Source organism: Dietzia psychralcaliphila (assembly GCF_003096095.1).
GTDB lineage: Bacteria > Actinomycetota > Actinomycetes > Mycobacteriales > Mycobacteriaceae > Dietzia > Dietzia psychralcaliphila.
In genome coordinates this window covers 3,500,574-3,519,733 of the sequence record NZ_CP015453.1, presented here as the reverse complement: position 1 = coordinate 3,519,733, position 19,160 = coordinate 3,500,574, and the positions used below count along the sequence as shown (strand labels likewise).

17 protein-coding genes are annotated in these 19,160 nt (G+C 69.9%); 7 read left to right on the top strand and 10 right to left on the bottom strand.

Annotated elements, in window-relative coordinates:
• The first annotated feature begins 4 nt into the window (after positions 1-4).
• Together A6048_RS16275 and A6048_RS16270 are read left to right on the top strand one after the other, a co-directional pair.
• Complete coding sequence (locus A6048_RS16275) at positions 5-1,279, top strand: class I SAM-dependent methyltransferase (protein WP_107746875.1); 1,275 nt, start codon at positions 5-7, stop codon at positions 1,277-1,279.
• Positions 1,280-1,333: 54 nt separating this feature from the next.
• Positions 1,334-2,359 (top strand): zinc-binding dehydrogenase, encoded by a 1,026-nt coding sequence (locus tag A6048_RS16270; RefSeq protein ID WP_107746874.1) that lies wholly within the window; start codon positions 1,334-1,336, stop codon positions 2,357-2,359.
• 2 nt (positions 2,360-2,361) lie between these two features.
• On the opposite strand, the gene A6048_RS16265 is transcribed toward A6048_RS16270, so the two are convergent.
• The 3 genes from A6048_RS16265 to A6048_RS16255 form a co-directional block, all read right to left on the bottom strand.
• Positions 2,362-3,225, bottom strand: a complete 864-nt coding sequence (locus tag A6048_RS16265) for an anti-sigma factor (protein ID WP_107746873.1) — start codon at positions 3,223-3,225, stop codon at positions 2,362-2,364.
• Positions 3,222-3,803, bottom strand: a complete 582-nt coding sequence (gene sigK / locus A6048_RS16260) for an ECF RNA polymerase sigma factor SigK (protein ID WP_107746872.1) — start codon at positions 3,801-3,803, stop codon at positions 3,222-3,224. Before sigK ends, A6048_RS16265 begins: the two co-directional genes overlap by 4 nt.
• Before the next feature lie 74 nt (positions 3,804-3,877).
• Positions 3,878-5,545, bottom strand: a complete 1,668-nt coding sequence (locus tag A6048_RS16255) for a molybdopterin-dependent oxidoreductase (RefSeq protein WP_235027298.1) — start codon at positions 5,543-5,545, stop codon at positions 3,878-3,880.
• Between the two features lie 132 nt (positions 5,546-5,677).
• On the opposite strand from A6048_RS16255, the gene A6048_RS16250 reads away from it, so the two are divergent.
• From A6048_RS16250 to A6048_RS16240, 3 genes are all read left to right on the top strand, one after another.
• Positions 5,678-6,346: a fasciclin domain-containing protein gene (locus A6048_RS16250; protein ID WP_107746871.1), complete on the top strand. Its 669-nt coding sequence runs from the start codon at positions 5,678-5,680 to the stop codon at positions 6,344-6,346.
• A 220-nt stretch (positions 6,347-6,566) separates the two neighbouring features.
• The gene (locus tag A6048_RS16245) at positions 6,567-6,953 is read left to right on the top strand and encodes an ArsR/SmtB family transcription factor (protein ID WP_107746870.1); all 387 of its coding nucleotides are present in this window, start codon (positions 6,567-6,569) and stop codon (positions 6,951-6,953) included.
• Positions 6,954-6,960: 7 nt separating this feature from the next.
• The gene (locus A6048_RS16240) at positions 6,961-7,419 is read left to right on the top strand and encodes an SRPBCC family protein (RefSeq protein WP_107746869.1); all 459 of its coding nucleotides are present in this window, start codon (positions 6,961-6,963) and stop codon (positions 7,417-7,419) included.
• 60 nt (positions 7,420-7,479) lie between these two features.
• Here A6048_RS16240 and A6048_RS16235 read toward each other — a convergent pair whose 3' ends face one another.
• From A6048_RS16235 to A6048_RS16215, 5 genes are all read right to left on the bottom strand, one after another.
• Positions 7,480-9,297: an acyl-CoA dehydrogenase gene (locus tag A6048_RS16235; RefSeq protein WP_107746868.1), complete on the bottom strand. Its 1,818-nt coding sequence runs from the start codon at positions 9,295-9,297 to the stop codon at positions 7,480-7,482.
• 36 nt (positions 9,298-9,333) lie between these two features.
• Entirely contained in the window at positions 9,334-11,013 is a 1,680-nt protein-coding gene (locus A6048_RS16230) for an acyl-CoA dehydrogenase family protein (protein ID WP_107746867.1), read from the bottom strand.
• Between the two features lie 75 nt (positions 11,014-11,088).
• Complete coding sequence (locus A6048_RS16225; protein WP_159110190.1) at positions 11,089-11,775, bottom strand: TetR/AcrR family transcriptional regulator; 687 nt, start codon at positions 11,773-11,775, stop codon at positions 11,089-11,091.
• A gap of 131 nt (positions 11,776-11,906) precedes the next feature.
• Positions 11,907-12,791, bottom strand: a complete 885-nt coding sequence (locus tag A6048_RS16220) for an SDR family NAD(P)-dependent oxidoreductase (protein WP_107746865.1) — start codon at positions 12,789-12,791, stop codon at positions 11,907-11,909.
• An 18-nt stretch (positions 12,792-12,809) separates the two neighbouring features.
• Positions 12,810-14,744: a penicillin-binding transpeptidase domain-containing protein gene (locus A6048_RS16215; protein ID WP_107746864.1), complete on the bottom strand. Its 1,935-nt coding sequence runs from the start codon at positions 14,742-14,744 to the stop codon at positions 12,810-12,812.
• Between the two features lie 162 nt (positions 14,745-14,906).
• Here A6048_RS16215 and A6048_RS16210 point away from each other — a divergent pair, with 162 nt between their 5' ends.
• A complete protein-coding gene (locus A6048_RS16210; protein WP_107746863.1) occupies positions 14,907-15,914 on the top strand; it encodes a dioxygenase family protein in 1,008 nt (335 codons plus the stop codon).
• 11 nt (positions 15,915-15,925) lie between these two features.
• Entirely contained in the window at positions 15,926-16,468 is a 543-nt protein-coding gene (locus A6048_RS16205) for a DUF4112 domain-containing protein (RefSeq protein ID WP_235027299.1), read from the top strand.
• 133 nt (positions 16,469-16,601) lie between these two features.
• Here the strand turns inward: A6048_RS16205 and A6048_RS16200 are convergent, their stop codons facing one another.
• Positions 16,602-17,705, bottom strand: a complete 1,104-nt coding sequence (locus tag A6048_RS16200) for a hemolysin family protein (protein WP_235027300.1) — start codon at positions 17,703-17,705, stop codon at positions 16,602-16,604.
• Positions 17,702-19,060, bottom strand: coding sequence for a hemolysin family protein (locus A6048_RS16195; RefSeq protein WP_107746862.1), 1,359 nt, complete (start codon positions 19,058-19,060; stop codon positions 17,702-17,704). The genes A6048_RS16200 and A6048_RS16195 overlap by 4 nt, the downstream gene beginning before the upstream one ends.
• Positions 19,061-19,160 lie beyond the last annotated feature (100 nt).

The window sequence follows — 19,160 nt, the reverse complement described above, 5'->3', positions numbered from 1 at the left end:
CAGGATGACGATCGGTGAGATCATCGGCGCGTTCGCGACGGGCGAACCGCCCCTACGGATCGAGGCGTACGACGGCTCAGCGATCGGCCGGGAGGACAACGGTCTGGTGCTACGCCTGAAGAGCGAGAGGGCGCTGCAGTACTTCGTGACCGCGCCCGGCGACCTCGGACTGGCCCGTGCCTACCTGATGGGCGAACTCGAGGTGGTGGGCGTACATCCCGGGGCGCCGCGGGACGTGTTCGGCGCGCTCGAGGTGTTCCGCAAGTCCATGACCCGTCGGCCCGACGCCCGGACGATGGTGCGGATCGCCCGGTCGATCGGGCGGGAGAACCTGACGGTCCCACCGATCCCCGAGCAGGAGGTCCCCCCGCCGTGGCAACGCGTGCTGCACGGCATGCGACGGCACTCGAAGGCGAGGGACTCGCAGTCGGTGAGCTACCACTACGACGTGTCCAACCGGTTCTACTCGTGGATCCTCGGGCCGACCATGGCGTACACCTGTGCCTGCTACCCCGACACTCAGGCCTCGCTGGAGACGGCGCAGGAGAACAAGTACCGCCTGGTGTTCGACAAACTCGGGTTGAAGGCCGGCGACCGGCTGCTGGACGTGGGCTGCGGGTGGGGCGGAATGGTCCGCTACGCGGCGAGTCGCGGCGTGCACGTGATCGGGGTGACCCTGTCCAGGGAGCAGGCCGAGTGGGGCCGGGCCGGTATCGAGGCCGACGGGCTCGGTGACCTGGCGCAGGTGCGGCTGCAGGACTACCGGGACGTGCCCGAGAGGGACTTCGACGCGGTCAGTTCGATCGGGATGACCGAGCACATCGGGCGGCGGAACTACCACGACTACTTCACCCGGCTACACGGCTACCTCAGGCCGGGCGGGCGTCTGCTCAACCACTGCATCACCAGACCCGACAACACGCGGATCACCAAAGCGGGCGGGTTCATCGACCGGTACATCTTTCCGGACGGCGAGCTCGCCGGGGCCGGGACCATTCACCTCGAGGCCGAGAACGCCGGATTCGAGGTGGTCCACGAGGAGAACCTCCGACAGCACTACGCGTATACCCTCCGTGACTGGTGCGCGAACCTCGTCGATCACTGGGACGAGGCGGTCGAGGAGGTGGGCGAACCGATGGCCAAGCTGTGGGGGCTCTACATGGGGGCCTGCCAGTACGGCTTCGAGCACAACAAGATCCAGCTCCACCAGATCCTGGCCGTCCGCCTCGGCGACACCATGACCTGGGACGTTCCCCTGAGGCAGTGGTGGCAGGCGTGACGCACCGACACTGATTGGCCGGCCCGATCGGGCACCGCCCGTACTGTGGGCGGCATGCGAGCAACCCTCATGTATGCCCCCGGCGACGTCCGCGTGGAGAACGTCGCCGCCCCCCGGATCGAACAGCCCACCGACGCGATCGTCCGGATGGTCCGCACCTGCGTCTGTGGCTCCGACCTGCACCCCTATCACTCCATGGACCCGACCGACGGCCCCGCGCGGATGGGCCACGAACTGCTCGGCGTGGTCGAGGAAGTGGGGTCCGGGGTGAGCAAGGTCTCGAAGGGCGACCTGGTGATCACGTCCTTCCACTACCAGGACGCCACGTGCGTGACCTGTGTCGAGGACTTCGCCTGCGCGTGCCCTGCCGGCGGGTACCTCACCGAGTGCCAGGCCGAGGTCTCGCGCGTGCCGCTGGCGGACGGCACGCTCACGGTGATGCCGGTGGGCGAGGACCAGACGGAGATCCTGCCCTCACTGCTCACCCTGGCCGACGTCTACGGGACCGGCCACCACGCCGCGGTGATGGCGGGCGTGCGCGAGGGCGACACCGTTGCCGTGGTCGGTGACGGCGCCGTGGGCCTGCTCGCGGTGCTCTCCGCGAAGAAGCTGGGCGCCGAGCAGATCATCCTCATGGGCCGGCACCGGTCGCGTACCGACCTCGGCCGCGAGTTCGGCGCGACCGAGGTGGTTGTCGAGCGCGGCGAGGAGGGCATCCAGAAGGTTCTCGAGCTCACCGGTGGGCGAGGGGTCCGCGCCGTACTCGAGGCCGTCGGCCACATGCCCGCCTACGAGCAGTCCGTGGGGATCGTCCGGCCCGGCGGCGTGATCTCCCGCGTGGGCGTACCCCAGTACTCCGAGGCGCCGGTCGGCTTCACCAGCCTGTTCGGTCGCAACATCGAGCTCACGGGCAGCCCGGCGCCCGTGCACGAGTACGTGGCGGAGCTGCTGCCCGGCATCATGGACGGCACCGACGACCCGGGCCGTGTCTTCGATCGCACCGTCGGCCTGGAGGACGTGGCCGAGGGGTACCGCGCGATGGACGAGCGCGAGTCGTTGAAGGTCCTCGTCACACCCTGAACTCAGGCCAGGTCGAGCGCCAGCAGGACCTGGCCTGTCGGAGCCGGGGAACCGCCCGCGGGCTCCTCGGTGATCCCGATCTGAGCGGAGTTGCGGATCCCGCTGAGCTCGGCGGAGGGCGACGGGCCCACCTCGCCGGATTCCATCGTGCCGGCAGGGATCGGGTCGTGATCCGGACCCATCAGCCACAGCTGGTAGGCGCGGCCCTCGGCCGGCTCCGGGATCCCGGTCATGGAGATGACCGCCATGTCGGCCGACTTGGACGCGATGACGGTCGCGCTGCCGGTGCCGCCCACCTGGCCGCGGGCCACCTCGAGGTCAGGTGCCGTGAGCAGGGACGTCACCTCCTCCGGCATCGTCGCGGCGGGCGGGGCCGCGACCGGAAGGTTGTCGTCCGTCGCCACGCCGCCCGTCAGTCTCCCGACGGTCACCCCCGCGGCCACCAGCACGATGGCCGCCGCCGCGGTCGCGACGAAGGTCCACGTCCCGGGGCGCCGACGCTCACGCATCCGGCTCAGATCGACCACTGCCGCGCCCCCGGTGTCCCGGGCGTCGTCGGTGTTCGCGGCATCCATCGTGTCGTTCCCGGGCCCGGCCTCCGCCGCGACCATGTCGAGAACCCTGGTGCGGAGCGTGGGCGGGGGAGGGACGTCCAGGTTGGCGTCAGCCACCATATCGGCCGCCAGTTCCCGGGTGGACCGGATGTGAGCGAGCATCGACCGGCGCTGATCCGGTGCCGAGGCGACCAGCGCCTGCTCGACGGTCTCGGCCTCCTGCTCATCCAGAGCGTCCAGCGCGTAGAGATCCAGGTCCTCGGGATGAACCGTGTCCGGGGACTCCGGATGATCGTGATGTCGGACTGTCATGACAGTTCACCTCCCAGGCAATTCTTGAGACGGCGCAGGCCGTCGCGGATTCGTGACTTGATCGTGGGCAGTGCGGCCCCCAGCTGGTCCGCGACCTCGCGGTAGGTCAGCCCGGAGAAGTACGCCATCTCGATCGACTCACGTTGGTTCTCGGTGAGTTCTCCCAGACATCGACGGATGTCCGCAGCGTCCTCTTCCCGGGTGATCTCGTCGGTCACCTGGTCGGCGATGTCCCCGGAGTGGGCGACCCCTGCGGCCGCGTCCGCCTCGTCGCGGCGGGCCGCGGAACTCTCGGACCGCACCCGGTCCACCGCACGTCGGTGGGCGATGGTCAACACCCACGAGTGAACCGACCCGAGCTTCGGGCTGTACCCCGAGGCCTGTTTCCAGACCTGCAGGAACACCTCCTGCACCGTCTCTTCTGCGTACCCCGGGTCGCGCAGGATCCGGAGCGCGAGACCGTGCACGCGGGGCGCCATGAGGTCGTAGAAGCGGGCGAAGGCATCGAGATCGCCGGCTGCGGAGAGCTCCAGTAGGCGTCCCGGATCGGCCAGCGACGGGGCGGTGGGCTCGGACACGGGGGACAGTCTAGTGCGAGGCGGTAGGAACGTACGGGACGGGCGGGTGGTGAGGAGGGGTGTGTCGAGAACGGTCATGATCCCGATACCCGGAACGTGCGGTTGTGCCAGCCGGTGGCGCCGGTGGGGATCGGGGGCTGCCGGACCTCCGTCTGCACCTCTCCCGTCGAATCGGTCGCCCGGACGGACAGCGTGTGCAGGCCGGGCTCGGCGTCCCATGTCCACGACCACATCCGCCAGGTATCGATCGAGTACTCCGAGGCCAGCGTGGCCTCGATCCACGGCCCGTCGTCGACCTGCACCTCCACGCGATCGATGCCCCGGTGCTGGGCCCACGCCGTCCCGGCCACCACGACGGGGCCGGGCTCCAGCTCGGCGAGGGGGGCGGGCCTGTCGATCCGGCTCGCGGTGAGGATCGGTCCCCGCTCGCCCCACCCCCGGTCGGTCCAGTAGGCGCTGGCCCGGTCGAAGCGGGTGACCTCCCAGTCCACCACCCACTTGGTGGCCGAGACGTAGCCGTACAGGCCGGGCACGACCTGCCGGACCGGGTAACCGTGCTCGAGGGGCAGCGGCTCGCCGTTCATCCCGACGGCCAGCAGCGCGTCCCGGCCGTCCGTGAGGGCCTCGAGCGGGGTGCCCGCCGTCCACCCGTCGACGGAGGTGGAGAGCAGCATGTCGGCCTCGGGCAGCGGGCCGGCCTCGGCGAGGAGGTCGGCGATCGGGAAGCCGGTCCAGGTCGCGTTTCCGGCCAGGTCGCCCCCGACCTCGTTGGATACACATGTCAGGGTGACGATCCGGTCCAGGAACTCCCGGGCGGTCAGGGACTCCCAGTCCAACTCGATCTCCCTCTCCACCATCCCGTGGATCCGCAGACGCCAGTCCGCCGTGGTGAGCGCGGGTACCCGCAGCGCCGTGTCGATGCGGTAGAAGTCCTCGTTGGACGTGAGGAACGGCGTGACCCCGGGAGCGTCGGGAGTCACTCCGGCCGGGACCGGTGCGGCGGCGTTCCGGCTGAGCACCCGCGGCAACTGCAGGCCCGTGCGTTCGGCGATCGCGTCCGCGGCCCGGCGGGTCAGGGCCAACCCTGTCGCACCCGCCGCAGCGATCACGGCCACGGCCGACCCGGCGAGGATCAGGAAGCGCCGTCGATCCGGTCCCTGCCGCGTGGCGGGGGCCGACTCGTCCGAGGTATCCGGAGCACCCGACCCCGGCCCGGCCTCTGTGCCTGACCCCGCCACGGCCTCTGCACCGGCACCGGATACCTGACCGGCCCCGGACGAGGGCGCGGACGAGGGCGCGGGGAACAGTGCGCCGATCATCAGTCGAAGCGCCACCACGGCGAGGGCGGTGCCCACGAGCGTCGGCAGCGCCCACGCGGGTCCGGCCGTCGGCCGGGTCACCGCCGCGAGCGTTCCCGTGAGTCCGAGGGCCACGATGATGAGGGAACCGATCGGGCGACGCGGACGCTCCAGCAGTCCGACCACCACGCCCAGCACCGCGAGGATGCCGGCGAGGCTGATCAACAGCGCGGGTTTGTCCGCGGTGCCGAGCGCGTCGATGGTCGCCTCGCGGACGGCCGAGGGAGCGCGGTCGACAACAGAGTCGGCCACCGCCAGGAATGGCGACGACCCGGGGGCGACCAGTCCCGCGACTGCGTGACCGACCGCGAGGGCGACGCCGGTCGAGAGGATCCCCGCGGAGATCTGGGCCGTCACGCGGGGTCGGGGCTGGTTGGTGTCCACATCAAGAGTTCGGAGCACAGCCCTCCCCGGACGGTTCGGAAGAAATGTTCCGAGGGTCACCCATCCGGCTCGACGGCAGTGCCGAAGAACCGTTGACCCAGCACGCAAGGCTCTGTTGAAAGGACCAACACAATGAGCATCACGATCTCCCGCCGTATGGCATCGATCGCTGCGGCGGCTGCCGTGAGCGGCCTCGTTCTGGCCGGCTGCGCGGACGACGAAGGCACCACCGAGGCCGAGGGCACCACCAGCGCCCCCATGACCTCCGAGATGACCACGGAAGAGACCTCGGCCATGGCGGAGCCGGCCGGCATGCTGGTCGGCCCCGGGTGCGCGGACTACGCCGAGGCCAACCCGGACGGCCCGGGCTCGGTCGACGGCATGGCCATGGAGCCGGTCGCCACCGCCGCTTCCAACAACCCGCTGCTCACCACCCTCACGGCCGCCGTGTCGGGCGGGGTGAACCCGGACGTCGACCTGGTCGACACGCTCAACAACGGTGAGTACACCGTGTTCGCGCCGGTCGACGACGCGTTCGCGCAGGTCGACCAGGCCACCATGGATCAGCTCGGCACCGACGCCGACCTGCTGACCACCGTCCTGACCTACCACGTCGTCGAGGGGCAGATCTCCCCCGAGGACATCGAGGGCATGCAGACGACCCTCGCTGGTGAGGACGTTGACGTCACCGGTTCCGGTGACGAGCTGATGGTCAACGGTGCGAACGTCATCTGTGGCGGAGTCCAGACCGCCAACGCCACCGTGTACCTGGTGGACGAGGTGCTGATGCCCCCGATGTGAGACCACTGAACCCCGGGGGGCTGTGACCTCCCCACCGTTCAGGAGTACCGAGGCCCGGGCCGGCGCGAGAGCGTCGGCCCGGGCCTTTCGGTGTCACCGGGTCCCGCGGCCGGACCCCCGGCGCACGCGCGGGGTGAGGGATCCGTAAGGCGTGGTCATGCGTGAAGGTGTTGACGTCGGCGGTCCGGGGAGGATAATTAAGCTATCGCCTAATTAAGGAATGAGTGAAGTGAAGCAGGCTGGTGATCCGCTGTCCCGGGTGTTCCAGGCGCTCGCCGATCCCACGCGTCGCGGGATCCTCGAACGGCTCAGCACCGGGCCGGCCACTGTGGGCGAGTTGTCGGAACCCTTCGACATCAGTGCACCCGCCATCTCTCAACACCTCAGGGTGTTGGAGGCCTCCGGTCTCATCGAGCGCAGCACACGCGCCCAGTGGCGGGTGTGCACCCTCAGGCCGGAACCGCTGGACGCCGCCACGGACTGGGTCGAGCGCAACCGCGCGCTGTGGCAGCAGAAGTTCGACCGACTCGACGACGTGCTCACCGATATCCAGCCCGGGCACGTCGACCCCACGGATAGAGGCATCACGCCTCGATCGAAGGAGTGACGACACCATGTCCGTCGCAGAATTCACCATCACCCGCACATTCGACGCCCCGCGCGAGACCCTCTGGCGGGCGTGGACGGATCCGACCCTGGCCGCCCGCTGGTGGCACCCACACGAGGTCACCACCCCTGCCGAGAGCGTCTCGATCGATCTCCGCGTGGGTGGGAGCTACGCCTACCTCATGATCGACCCGGGCGGCGGCGAGTGGCCGGCCACGGGCGAATACCTGGAGGTCCGCGAGCCCGACCGGCTCCGGTTCACCTGGGGCAGCCCGGACGACGAGCGCGGGGACGACGTCCCCGTCATCACCGTCGACCTCGCCGAGGCGGGCAAGGGACGCACCCTGATGACCTTCCACATGGCTGGACAGCCTGACGACCGCGGCTCCGAGCACGGTGTCTACGACGGCTGGACCGAGGCGTTCGAGGAGTTGGACGCGGTGCTCGCGACGTCTGCTGCCCACTGACTCCGTGTCCGGCCGGGCCTCCTGTTCGGCAGGGGCCCAGCCGGACAGGAGGCCCAGCCGTCAGAACCAGTCGTCGCGCATGTCCAGGGTGGTGCGGTCACCCGCGGCCAGCAGGTCGAATTTCGCGTCGACGAGGGGGAGTTCGCGCTGCAGGAAGTACGCTGCCGCCTGCCTCTTCCCCGCGGCGAACCCGTCGGAGTCGTCGTCGACCCGTCCTCCCAGGGCGAGTACCTGCTCGAGCCAGATCCAGGCGATCACGATGTGGCCTGCGGCCTCGAGGTACTCGGTGGCGTCGGCCAGGAACGCCTCCGGGTCGGTCGCCCCGACCCCGGCGAGCGCGGTGGTCACCTCGATGAGGCGCGTCACCCGCGGTCGGAGCAGCGCGGCGAATCCCTCGGCCGGGCCGCCGGCGGCCTCCGCCCGGTCGCAGGTGGCGGCGATGCGCTCGCTGAGTGCGGCGAGTCCGGCACCACCCCCGGCGAGGACCTTGCGCCCCAGCAGATCCTGGGCCTGGATCCCGTGCGTTCCCTCGTGGATGGGGTTGAGGCGATTGTCGCGATAGTGCTGTTCGACGTCGTAGTCGATCGTGTACCCGGCCCCGCCGAGCACCTGCACGGCCAGCTCGTTGGCCTTGAGGCACCACTGCGACGGCCACGACTTGGCGATCGGGGTGAGGACGTCCAGGAGCGTGGTGGCGGTTGCGGCCTCCTCCGGGGAACCGGTCTTCTCGTCGTCGACGAGCCTCGCGCAGAACAGCCCCAGCGCCAGCGCGCCCTCCACGTACGACTTCTGGGCCAGCAACATCCGCCGTACGTCGGCGTGCCCGGTGAGCATGACCTGCGGTGAGGACGGATCCGCACCGACGGACCGGCCCTGGGGCCGGTTGCGCGCGTAGTCGAGCGACTTGAGATACCCGGTGTAGCCGAGGGCCGTGGCGCCCAGGCCCACGCCGAGTCGGGCCTCGTTCATCATGGTGAACATCTTCTTGAGGCCGGTGTTCTCCTCGCCCACGAGGTAGCCGACCGCGCCGGGCCGACCACCGGGGGTGTGCATGCCCTGGCCCAGCGTGGGCATGGTGTTGACCGTTCCCCGGAAGCCCATCTTGTGGTTGAGGCCGGTGATGACGACGTCGTTGCGCTCCCCGAGCGAGCCGTCCTCGTTGACCAGGAACTTCGGCACCACGAAGAGGCTGATGCCGCGCGTGCCGGCGGGCGAGCCGGGCACCTTGGCCAGCACCAGGTGGATGATGTTCTCGGACATCTGGTGCTCGCCGCCGGAGATCCACATCTTCTGCCCGAACAGCCGGTAGGTGCCGTCGGGCTGCGGCTCGGCGCGTGTGGTGATGTCCGCCAGGTTGGAGCCGGCCTGAGGCTCGGAGAGGCACATGGTGCCGGTGAAGCGGCCCTCGACCATGGGCTTGACGTACCTGTCGACCTGCTCGTCGGAACCGTGCTCGATCAACAGGTTCGCGTTCCCGGTGGTCAGCAGCGGGTACGCCGCGGTGGAGACGTTGGCGGCGTAGAACCACGCCATGCACGCCAGGTACGCGGTGTACGGCAACTGCATGCCACCCACCCGCGAGTCCATGGCGGCACCCACCAGGTCGGCGTCGGCGAAGCGGCGCAGCGCCTCGGCGATCTCCGGGATGAGCTCGACCTCCTCGCCCACGAGCCTGGGCTCGTTCAGGTCCGACTTGCGGTTGTGCGGCGCGAAGTACTTCTCGGCGAGCTCGGCCGACAGGCCCACCACGGCGTCGATGGTCTCGCGCGAGTGGTCCGCATACCGCTCGCGCCCACACAGTTCGGACACCCGGAGCCAGTCGTGCAGCAGGAAGTCGAGGTCGGCACGGGACATCACGGTGGAGGGGAGGGGGCTCATGCCCCGCAGGCTACTCGCGGGTCGATGTGGATGCGGTCAGCCGAGACGGCCGTAGTCGATGATGGCGTCGAAGTCGACGTCTCGAAGGGTGCCGAATCCGGGACCCCAGCCGGAGTTGCCCAGGCGCGATTCGATGAACGCGTCGGCCACCACGGAGGGGGCGTGCTGCATGAGCAGGCTGCCCTGGACGGCCAGCGCCAACTTGGTCACGAGATAGCGCGCGGTCTGTTCCGGCGCGGTTGCCAACTCGTCGATCTCCGTGAGCGCGGCCTCGAGCAGCGGGTGCTCGGCGGCGCCGGGGCGGATCTCGTCGAGGACGGGCTCGAGCGCCTTGGGGTCACGGGCGAGCACACGTCCGACGTCCATGACCATCATGTTGGAGGTGCCCTCCCAGATGGCGTTGAGCGGTGCCTCGCGGTAGTAGCGGGGCATGGGGCGTTCTTCGATGTAGGCGTTTCCACCGATGGCCTGCATGGCCTCGTCGGTGACCGCGGGGACCCGGCGGCAATTCCAGAATTTGGCCACCGGGGTCAGCATGCGGGCGACCAGGCCCTCGATGACGTCGTCCTGGAAGTCCTCTGCGCGGGCGACGCGGAACCCGAGGTGAGCGGCACCGGCCCACTCCAGTGTGAGGTCGGCGAGCACGGGCGCCTGGATGGGCAGCTCGGACAACGGCGCCCCGAACGCCTCGCGGTGATCGTTGTAGTGCAGCGCCTGGGACAGGGCGGCGCGCATGAGGCCGGCGGATCCGATCGCGAAGTCACTGCGGGTGAATTCCGCCGAGGTCAGGATGGTGCGGATTCCCTTCCCTTCTTCACCGACGAGGTAGGCGTACGCGTCGTGGTACTCGACCTCTGACGAGGCGTTGGCCCGATTGCCGAGCTTGTCCTTCAGCCGGTTGATACGGATGTTGTTGAGCTGGCCGTCGGGCAACCGGCGCGGAATGAGCAGACAGGACGTCCCCGCCTCCGTCTGGGCGACGGTGAGGAAGGCGTCCGACATGGGTACCGACGCGAACCACTTGTGGCCGTTGACCAGGTATGCCTCTCCGGGGCCTCGCTTGTTGACCGGTCGCGCGACGGTGACGTTGGCGCGCAGGTCCGAGCCGCCGTGCTTCTCGGTCATGAAGTAGCCGATGGTGGCACCGGACTTCTGGTCGACCGGGATGTCACGCGGGTCGTAGGTCTCGGCGGACACCGCGTTGGCGAAGGGAAGGAGTTCCGGCTGGCTGCGCAGGACGGGGATCGCGGCGTACGCCATGCCGATAGGGCACGCGGTCGAGCCGTCGATCTGGTTCCACAGGTAGGACAGCACCGCACGGGCGGTGTGGGATCCGGGCTGGTCGGTGGTCCAGGCCAGGGAATGGACGCCGGAGCCGAACCCCAGCCCCATCAGCTGGTGGTAGGCGGGGTGGAAGTCGACGTCGTAGACCTCGTGCCCGATCCGGTCGAGGGTTCGGAGCTCCGGGGTGTGCCGCTGGGCATCGTGGGCCCACTTGAGCACGGTGGGGTCCCAGACGCGGGAACCGAGCTCGCTCGCGCGGGTCGCCGCCCAGGGCGCGCACCGCTCGATGACGTCGACGGCGATCTTGTCGCGGTCGAACGCGTTCACGTCGTTGAGGTCCGGGACGAGGTTCTCCACCGGGACGGGGCGCTGACGTGAGAAATCGGCATCGTCGTCGGTGTCGTCGGGCTTGGCGAGGGGGGCGATGGTCATGATGGGTCCTTTCTCTCCCGCCGGGTCATCGACGGGTGCGGCGCAGAGGGGTGGGAGTGATGGTCGGGGGTTCGGTCAACCGGAGGTCTCGCGAACGGCTGTGGATCCGGAGACCGCACTGCGGCAGAAGGCCGCGGTCTCCCGACTGACCGAGTCCCTGATGTCGGCGGGAACGGGGCGCTCGTCGAGGGGGGCGACGACGGCCTCGAGGAATGCGCCGACGATGGCGGCGCCGCGGAGTCTCGGAGCCTGGGCGGGCAGCTGACCTGAGTCGATCCCGTCGGAGATCGCACGGGCGAAAGCCTCCGCGAGTGCGGCGCGGGCGTCCAGTCGAACCCGGTCGATGTCCGGGTCCATGGGCTCGACGATGACGGCATAGGACAGGCCCCCTCCCCTGAGGGCACGGTCGACGAACGTCCGTACAGCGTCCGCGATCCGCGTGGAGGCGGGCAGGTCGGCGCTATCAAGAACGGACCGGACCACCTCGAGTTCCCGGTGGCACACCTGCCGCAGCATCTCGGAGAACAACGAGGCCTTGGAGGGGAAGTGCCTGTAGATCGTGCCTGTGGCCACCTCGGCAAGCGACGCGACCACAGCCACCTGGGCCGCTGCGAATCCCTGCTCGGCGACTACGAGGCGCGCGGCCTCGAGGATTCTGCGTCGTGCCTCGAGCTGCCGCGCGGCGATCCGGGGGCTGCGACTGAGTGGCGTCGCCCCCTCTGCCGATTCAGGCTCACCTCCGCCGGCTGAATCGAAGTTCATTACTGAACTGTGATTCATTTTCTAGGGTTCGTCAAGCAGCAGACAGGATGCTCGCGAGTTCAGGGAACCTGAGCGGGATGGGGTCGACCCAGTGCGTCGAGGGCCGCGGGCGTACCGCCTCCCCCCGACGGTCAGCCCTTCGCGGTGGCGCGGGCGAACTTCTGTCCCATGCCGAGCATGGTCTTGGCGTACGCGGCGGGCATGAACCGTTTGCCGCGGTAGGCCTTGCGGGCGTCCGGGTCGGGCAGGATCAGGAACTGCTTGGCGTCCAGGGCGGTCATCACCTCGGCGGCGATCTCGTCGGCGCCACGCTCGGAGCGGTCGATGAGCTTGCTCGCGAAGCCGCTCGCGGCGGGGTCGGAGGAGTTGAGACTCGATGCCAGGTTGGTGCGGAAGAACGAGGGGCACAGCACGGACACGTCGATCCCGAACGGCTCCAGTTCCCACCGCAGGCTCTCGGAGATCGCCACCACGGCCGCCTTGACGGCCGTGTAGGACGCCATGGTCGGCGGGTGGACGAGCCCCGCGAGCGACGCGGTGTTGACCAGGTGTCCGCTGCCCTGCGCCTTGAGCATCGGCACGAAGGTGCGGCAACCCCTGGCCACTCCCAGCAGGTTGATGTCCGTGATGAGCCGCCAGTCCTCCTCGGTGAGGAACTCGATGCGGCCGCCCTGTGCGATGCCGGCGTTGTTGACCACGACGTCGATGCCGCCCCAGATCTGCTCGATCTCCGCGCGCGCCGCCTGCCATTCGTCCTCGGAGCGCACGTCCAGGCGGAGGTAGCGCGCATCCTCGGGTACCGACTCGGGCCGGTCGTCGGTGGCCGCGAGGTCGGCGACGATCACGCGGTCGCCCCGCTCGAGGAACGCCGTGGCCAGGGCCAGGCCGAGACCCGACGCGCCGCCGGTGACCAACACCCGGCGGTTGGTGTTCGCGGGGGAGGGGGTGGAGACGAACGGCAGCCGGGAGAGGCCGGGGATGGGGAGGTCGGACAGGTGAAGGCGGGGGAGACGCATGACGCGAAACCTACCGGCTCACCCGCCGGCGAGTGGCGCGGGCTGACCCGCGGCGCCGAGGAAATCGGCCGCCATCGCCACCGCGGGCCCCGACGAATCGGCGCCCTCGACGAGGACCGCGAGAGCGATGTCGCCGGTGGAGCCGACGAACCACCCGTGGGACGGGCCGGTCCCCACCTCGGCCGTGCCGGTCTTGCCGCCCAGCCCGGGGATCGAGTTCGCGGCCGTGGCGGTGCCGGACCGCACGGTCTGCTCCATGTACCGACGCAGGGTGTCCACGACCCCCGGATCCAGCGGTTCCGGTGCGTCGTTGGCGTCGGCGGGCATCCCGTCGACCACGTGCGGCAGGATCATCCGCCCGCCGTTCGCCAGTGAGGCCGTCATGACGGCCATCCCGAACGGGCTGGCCAGTACCTCGCCCTGCCCGATCGCCGCCTCTACACGGGCCGGACCCTGCTCGGTGACGGGCACCGAACCGGTGAAAGCGTCCAGTCCGAGGCCGGGGGCGAAGAACCCGACGCCCAGACCGAGCTTGGCGGCCGTGTCCTTCATTGCCTCCGGAGTGAGCCGGTCGCTGATGACGGCCTGGCTCGTGTTGCACGAGCGGGCGAACGCCGTCTCCAGCGGGACCGGGCCGAGCTCGAAGTCGTCATCGTTCGGGATCGTTCGCCCCGACACGGTGACCGACGCCGGGCAGGGCACGACCTCATCCGGGCCGACGACTCCGGCCTCGAGCGCCGCGGCCGTGGTGACGATCTTGAAGGTCGACCCCGGCGGGAAGCGGCCCTGCATGGACACCGGTCCCTGCTGGTCGGCGGCGGAGTTCTGTGCCACCGCCAGGATCCCGCCGGTCGAGGGCTGGATCGCGACGATCGAGGCGCCCAGAGCGGAGCCGTCCACCGCCTGCTGGGCGGCTCGCTGCATCGAGATCTGCAGGGTGGAGACCAGGTCGTCCACCTGCCCGGCGGGGGCGCTACCCAGTTCGATCGGCTCCGCGTCGGGGTTGACGATCTCCGCGGACCAGCCGCCCACCCCTTGCAGGGCCTCCATCCAGGCGCTCGGCAGTCCGTCCAGCACTGGTGCGTCGAGGCCTCGGTCGGTACGGATGAGCTGCCCCTGCTCCGGCAGGTTCACGCCCGCGATCGCAGCGAGCTGCTCCCGGATCGGCTCGATGTCCTCGGGGCGCAGTGCCACCACTTGGTACGGCTGGTCGCCGGCCTCGGCCATGCCGTCACGGATCGACTGCCCGGTGATCGTCGGGGCGGCCGCGCTCACCAGGGCCGCGACCGCGTCAGCCGACTCCACCGCTTCCGGCGCCAGGGTCACCGCAGTGACCGGGGTCCACTGCATGAGCGGTTCACCGGTGCGGTCGAGGATGTTTGTGTCGTAGTCGAGGACCTCGGCGAATGCCAGGGTGCCCCCCGGGGCGAGGCGGGTGTCGAGGATCGTCGGCGCCCACTCGACCTTCCAGTCGTCGCCGATCTTGGTGGTTCGCGCCTCGCCGGTGGTCGTGACAGTGCGCGGGGCGGTCTCTGCCGCGGGGGTCCCGCCGGCCGGGTCGGAGCCGACCTCGTCGTCGTCGCCCGTTCCGTCGTCTCCACCCGGAGCACCCATGTCCCAGGTGATCTCCACCGCCACCGGATCCCGGTCCGGGCGGTCCCCGCCCGCGGTGGTCGCGGAGATCGTGGGCATCCCCATCCCCTCCATGCTCGCCACGAGCTGCTCCTCCGCGGCGGCCGGGTTGGTGGTCAGCTCCACGGCGGCGGGCAGGTTTCCCCTGCTCAGCTCGTCGAGAAAGTGGTCGAGCTCATCGGCGCCCGTGTCCCCGGTCAGCGCCGCGCACCCGGCGCCGGTCAGCGCCACGGTCAAGGCCGTCGCGACGAGTCCGGTGGCGGGGCCGAAACGGCGGCGAGCGCTGCTGGGGTACTGGCGGCGCAGTGGCGTGGGCGTCATCACTCCACGAAACCAGAAACGGCGCCCCACCGCACGGGTCGAACGCCCGAACGACGTGCAGGGAACTCACAGCGAACCCGCAGCGGGCTCACGACTGCGACTCCTACCGTCTGGATCAGTCACGTCGGCAGGAGCCGGTGTGCCAGACCCCTGGAGGCCCCGATGTTCACCAACCGACGATCCCGCTCAGCGGCCACCCCCGATCGGCCCGACCACGGAGTCCACGACCACGATCTGGGCCTCGGTCATGATCTGGTCGTGATGAACCGGCGCGCCGCACTGCGCGGGATCCTCGGTGCGGCCGGGGTGGGGGCGGTGGGGCTGACCGTGGGGTGTGCGACCGACTCACCCTCCGGTGCCGCCGCCTCCGGCACCTCTACGGCCACCACCACCGGTTCGTCCGCAGCAGCGACGGGGGAGTGTGTGGAGGCGGCACCCGGGGAGACCGCCGGCCCCTATCCGGGTGACGGGTCCAACGGGCCCAACGTGCTGATCGAATCCGGGGTCCACCGCTCCGACATCACGTCGAGTTTCGGCGGGATGACCGGCACCGCCGAGGGGGTCCCCATGCGCCTGACCATGAACGTGCGGGACCTGACCAGCAACTGCGCACCGGGCGCGGGGATGGCGGTCTACGTCTGGCACTGCGACCGCGAGGGCCGCTATTCCCTCTACAGCGAGGGCGTCACCGATCAGAACTTCCTCCGGGGTGTCCAGACCGCCGACGAGTCTGGCCACGTCGAGTTCACCAGCATCTTCCCGGCCTGCTACTCGGGCAGGTGGCCGCACGTGCACTTCGAGGTCTACGACACCCTGGCCTCGGCCGTCGCCGGCGAGAACGCCCGGCTCACCTCGCAGATCGCCCTGCCCGCCGCGGTCTCGGACGACGTCTACGCCCACGACCCCGGGTACTCGGCCTCGGTCCGCAACATGTCGGGCGTGAGCCTGGGGTCCGACACGGTGTTCGCCGACGGGTGGGACACCCAGATGCCGGAGGTCATCGGCTCCCCGACCGACGGCTATCGGGTCACGATCACGATCGGCGTCGCCGCCGCGGAGGACAACGCGGCGAGCGGAGCGGGCGGCCCCGGCGGATCGCCGACCGGAGGCGCGCAGATGCCTGCCGGGTCGCCTCCGGGCCGCGGTGGCGAGGTGCCCCCGTCCCCGTAGGCTCGACCCCCATGACCAGCAGTCGACCCGACCCGGTGCCGTACCCGGTGACCGACCCCGTCGCGGCGGGGCGGACAGCCCCCGGGGTGTCCCGGACCGGATCGTCCCCCGTGACCTCCGGCCTCGCGCGCGTCATGGACGACCTCGTTCGGATCCCGGGCACCAGGTACCGCGTGGGACTGGACCCGGTGATCGGCATGGTGCCCGTGGTGGGCGACGCGCTGGGGACCGTGGTCGCGGCGGCGGTGCTCACCGAAGCGATCCGCAACCGGGTCCCGGTCCACATCCTGTTCCGCATGGGATGGAACTACTTCGTCGACGCGGTGCTCGGGGTGATCCCCTTCGTGGGCGACGTGGCGGACGTCGCGCACAAGGCAACCTCCAAGAACCTGCGTCTGGTGGACCGGACCATCACCGAGGGCAGGCGTGTGGACACCGACGCCCGCGGTTACCTGCTCCGGGCGGTCGGTGCGGTGGGCCTGATGTTGCTGGTGCTGCTCGGCATGGCCGGGCTTGCGCTCTGGGGTCTGCTCAGGGTGATCGGACTGTTCTGACGCCTGCCGCGCGGCCCGGACCGCTGCACCATGGCCCGGACCACTGAGCCGTGGCCCGGACCACTGAGCCGTGGCCCGGACCCTGACCTGCGGCCCGGACCACTGCACCGTGACCCGGACCCTGACCTGCGGCCTAGACGGAGGTCACCGGCAGGAGGCGCCGCACCACGTCGTCCAGTGTGAGGACGCCCCTGACCTCGGAGACGTGGGTGCCGGGGTAGCCGCCGGACTTCTCGACGACGACGAGGTGCGCTCGTGCCTCACGCATCCTGCGGAACGCCTCGGCCACCGAGAGGTCGTGCTCGAGCGACAGGCTCGGCCGCATGAGCTCCCGCGCCGTGGCGGCCGACTGGATGTTGATCGCATCCCGAGCGTGCACCACACCCACGGCGGTGTCGCTGTCCATCACGAGCAGGCGCAGGTGGCCGGTGCGGCGGGCCGTTTCGCGGATCTCCTCCGGTGAGGCGTCCACGCTGACCGAGGACATCTCCTCCGGGGCGGCGGGAGTGTCCACCCCGCGCTCGCCCAGCAGGTCACCCACTGTGAGCTCCTGGAGTTCCAGTGCGTTGAGCAGTTGCCGGTGGTGGGTGTCGTCGAGCGTGCCGGCCTCACCGGAGTGGCGCACGAGTTCTCGCAGGGAGTCGGCGTCCTGGCCGGAGGCCACCTCGTCGCGGGTCTCCACTCCGAGTCGGTGCAGGATCCGGTTGGCGATGGTGTTGAGCGTCACGAGTAGCGGGCGGGTGAGCCAGAGGAAGCCTCGCATCGGGATGGCCAGCAGGGTCGCGGAGTACTCCGGGTGCGTGATGGACCACGACTTCGGGGCCATCTCACCCACCACGAGGTGCAGGAACGTGACGATGAGCAGCGCGAGGACAAACGCGATGACGTCGGCGGTCCAGTAGGGCAGGCCCCAGCCGGCGAACACCGGGGTGAGCCAGTGGTGGACGGCGGGCTTCGTGACGGAGCCGAGCGCCAGCGCGCAGAGGGTGATCCCGAGTTGGGAACCCGCCAGCAGCAGCGTGAGCTCGGACGCGTTGCGCAGGGCGGCCCGGGCGGAGGCGCTCGAGGCGGCCGCGTCCTCGAGGCGGTGGCGCCGCGCGGAGATGAGGGAGAACTCGACGGCCACGAAGAACGCGGACGCCGCGATGAGCAGGATCGTGGTGACCACGACGACCAACGGGTTGCTCATGAGGCCCGAACCGGCCTCGGCGGCGAGCAGGGAAGTGGTGGGCTTCATCGTGCGGCCTCCTCGACCACGACGTGCAGTTCAGCCGGCACACGTCGTTCGATCCGGCGCACCTCGGTCCTGAGGACCCGGTCCGCCGAGAACTCTTCGAGCACGTCCGTGTCGGGGAGGGGGATGTCGACGCAGTCGCCGACCTCGGGCAGCTCACCGGTGGTCTCGATCACGAGCCCGCCGAGCGTCTCGGCGTCCACCTCGGGAAGGGTGATCTCGAGCAGACGCTCCACCTCGTCGAGATGGGTGTCACCGGAGAGGAGCCACCCCAGACCCTCGCTGACCGGGGTGCCGGCGGCGAGCTGGGGGTCGTGCTCGTCGGCGATCTCTCCGACGATCTCCTCGGCCATGTCCTCCATGGTCACGACACCGGCGAAACCGCCGTACTCGTCCACGACCACCGCCATCTCCGAGTTCTCGGCACTCAGGCGGTTGGCCACGTCCGGCAGGGGCAGGGAGGTGGGCACGATGATCGGCGCCCGCATCAGGGTGGACACCGCCGTGAGATCGGCTTGCCCGTCGTCACTTACCGAGAGCAGATCGTGGAGGTCCACGATCCCGATCACGTCGTCGGAATCGTCGCCGACGACCGGATATCGGGTGTGTCCGGTCGCCATCTTCGACAGGACCTCGTGCACCGTGTCCTCCGCGCGGACCACATCGGTGCGCGAACGCGGGATCATGGCGTGCTCGGCGGGCTGACCGGGGAAATCGAGCATTCTGTCCAGCAGTCGGCTGAGCTCGGCGGACAACTCGCCGGTCTCACCGGACTCGGCCACGATGTGTTCGAGGTCGCGGGCCGTGGCGGAGTGTTCCTTGTCGTGCACCGGCTCGATGCCGACGGCCTTGAGGAGAGCCTCCGACGCCTTGTCGAACAGTCCGATAAGCCACCCGAACAGCCCGAGGTAGATGGTGGTGGAGCGAGCCAGCCACCGGGCGACCGGCTCCGGCTTGGCGATGGCCAGGTTCTTGGGCACCAACTCGCCGAAGATCATCTGCACGACGGTCGAGAAGAGCAGGGCCAGGACCGTGCCGACGACCACGCCGACCCCCTGCGGTACGGACGCCATCCCGAGGAGCTCACCGATCGAGCGACCGATGAGCGGTTCTGCCACGTACCCGACGACCAGTGTGGTGACGGTGATTCCGAGCTGGGCGCCCGAGAGCATGAAGGACGTTCGCCTGGTCACGCCGAGAACGCGCGCGGCGGCCGGGTCACCCTTCTCGGCGGCGGCCCCCATCCGGGAGCGGTCGACGGCCATGAACGCGAATTCCTGGGCCACGAAGTAGCCGGTGAGTGCGGTGATCGCCAGGACCACCACGACTCCGATTAACAGCGAGAGCGCGATGCTCATCCGGTGTTCCCCCTTCTGAGAAGGGGGCTGATAGATCGGGCCGGGGTATCGGCTCGGCTCACTGGAGGTGCTCCTGCGCTTTCGTCGGGGTCGCCCACGG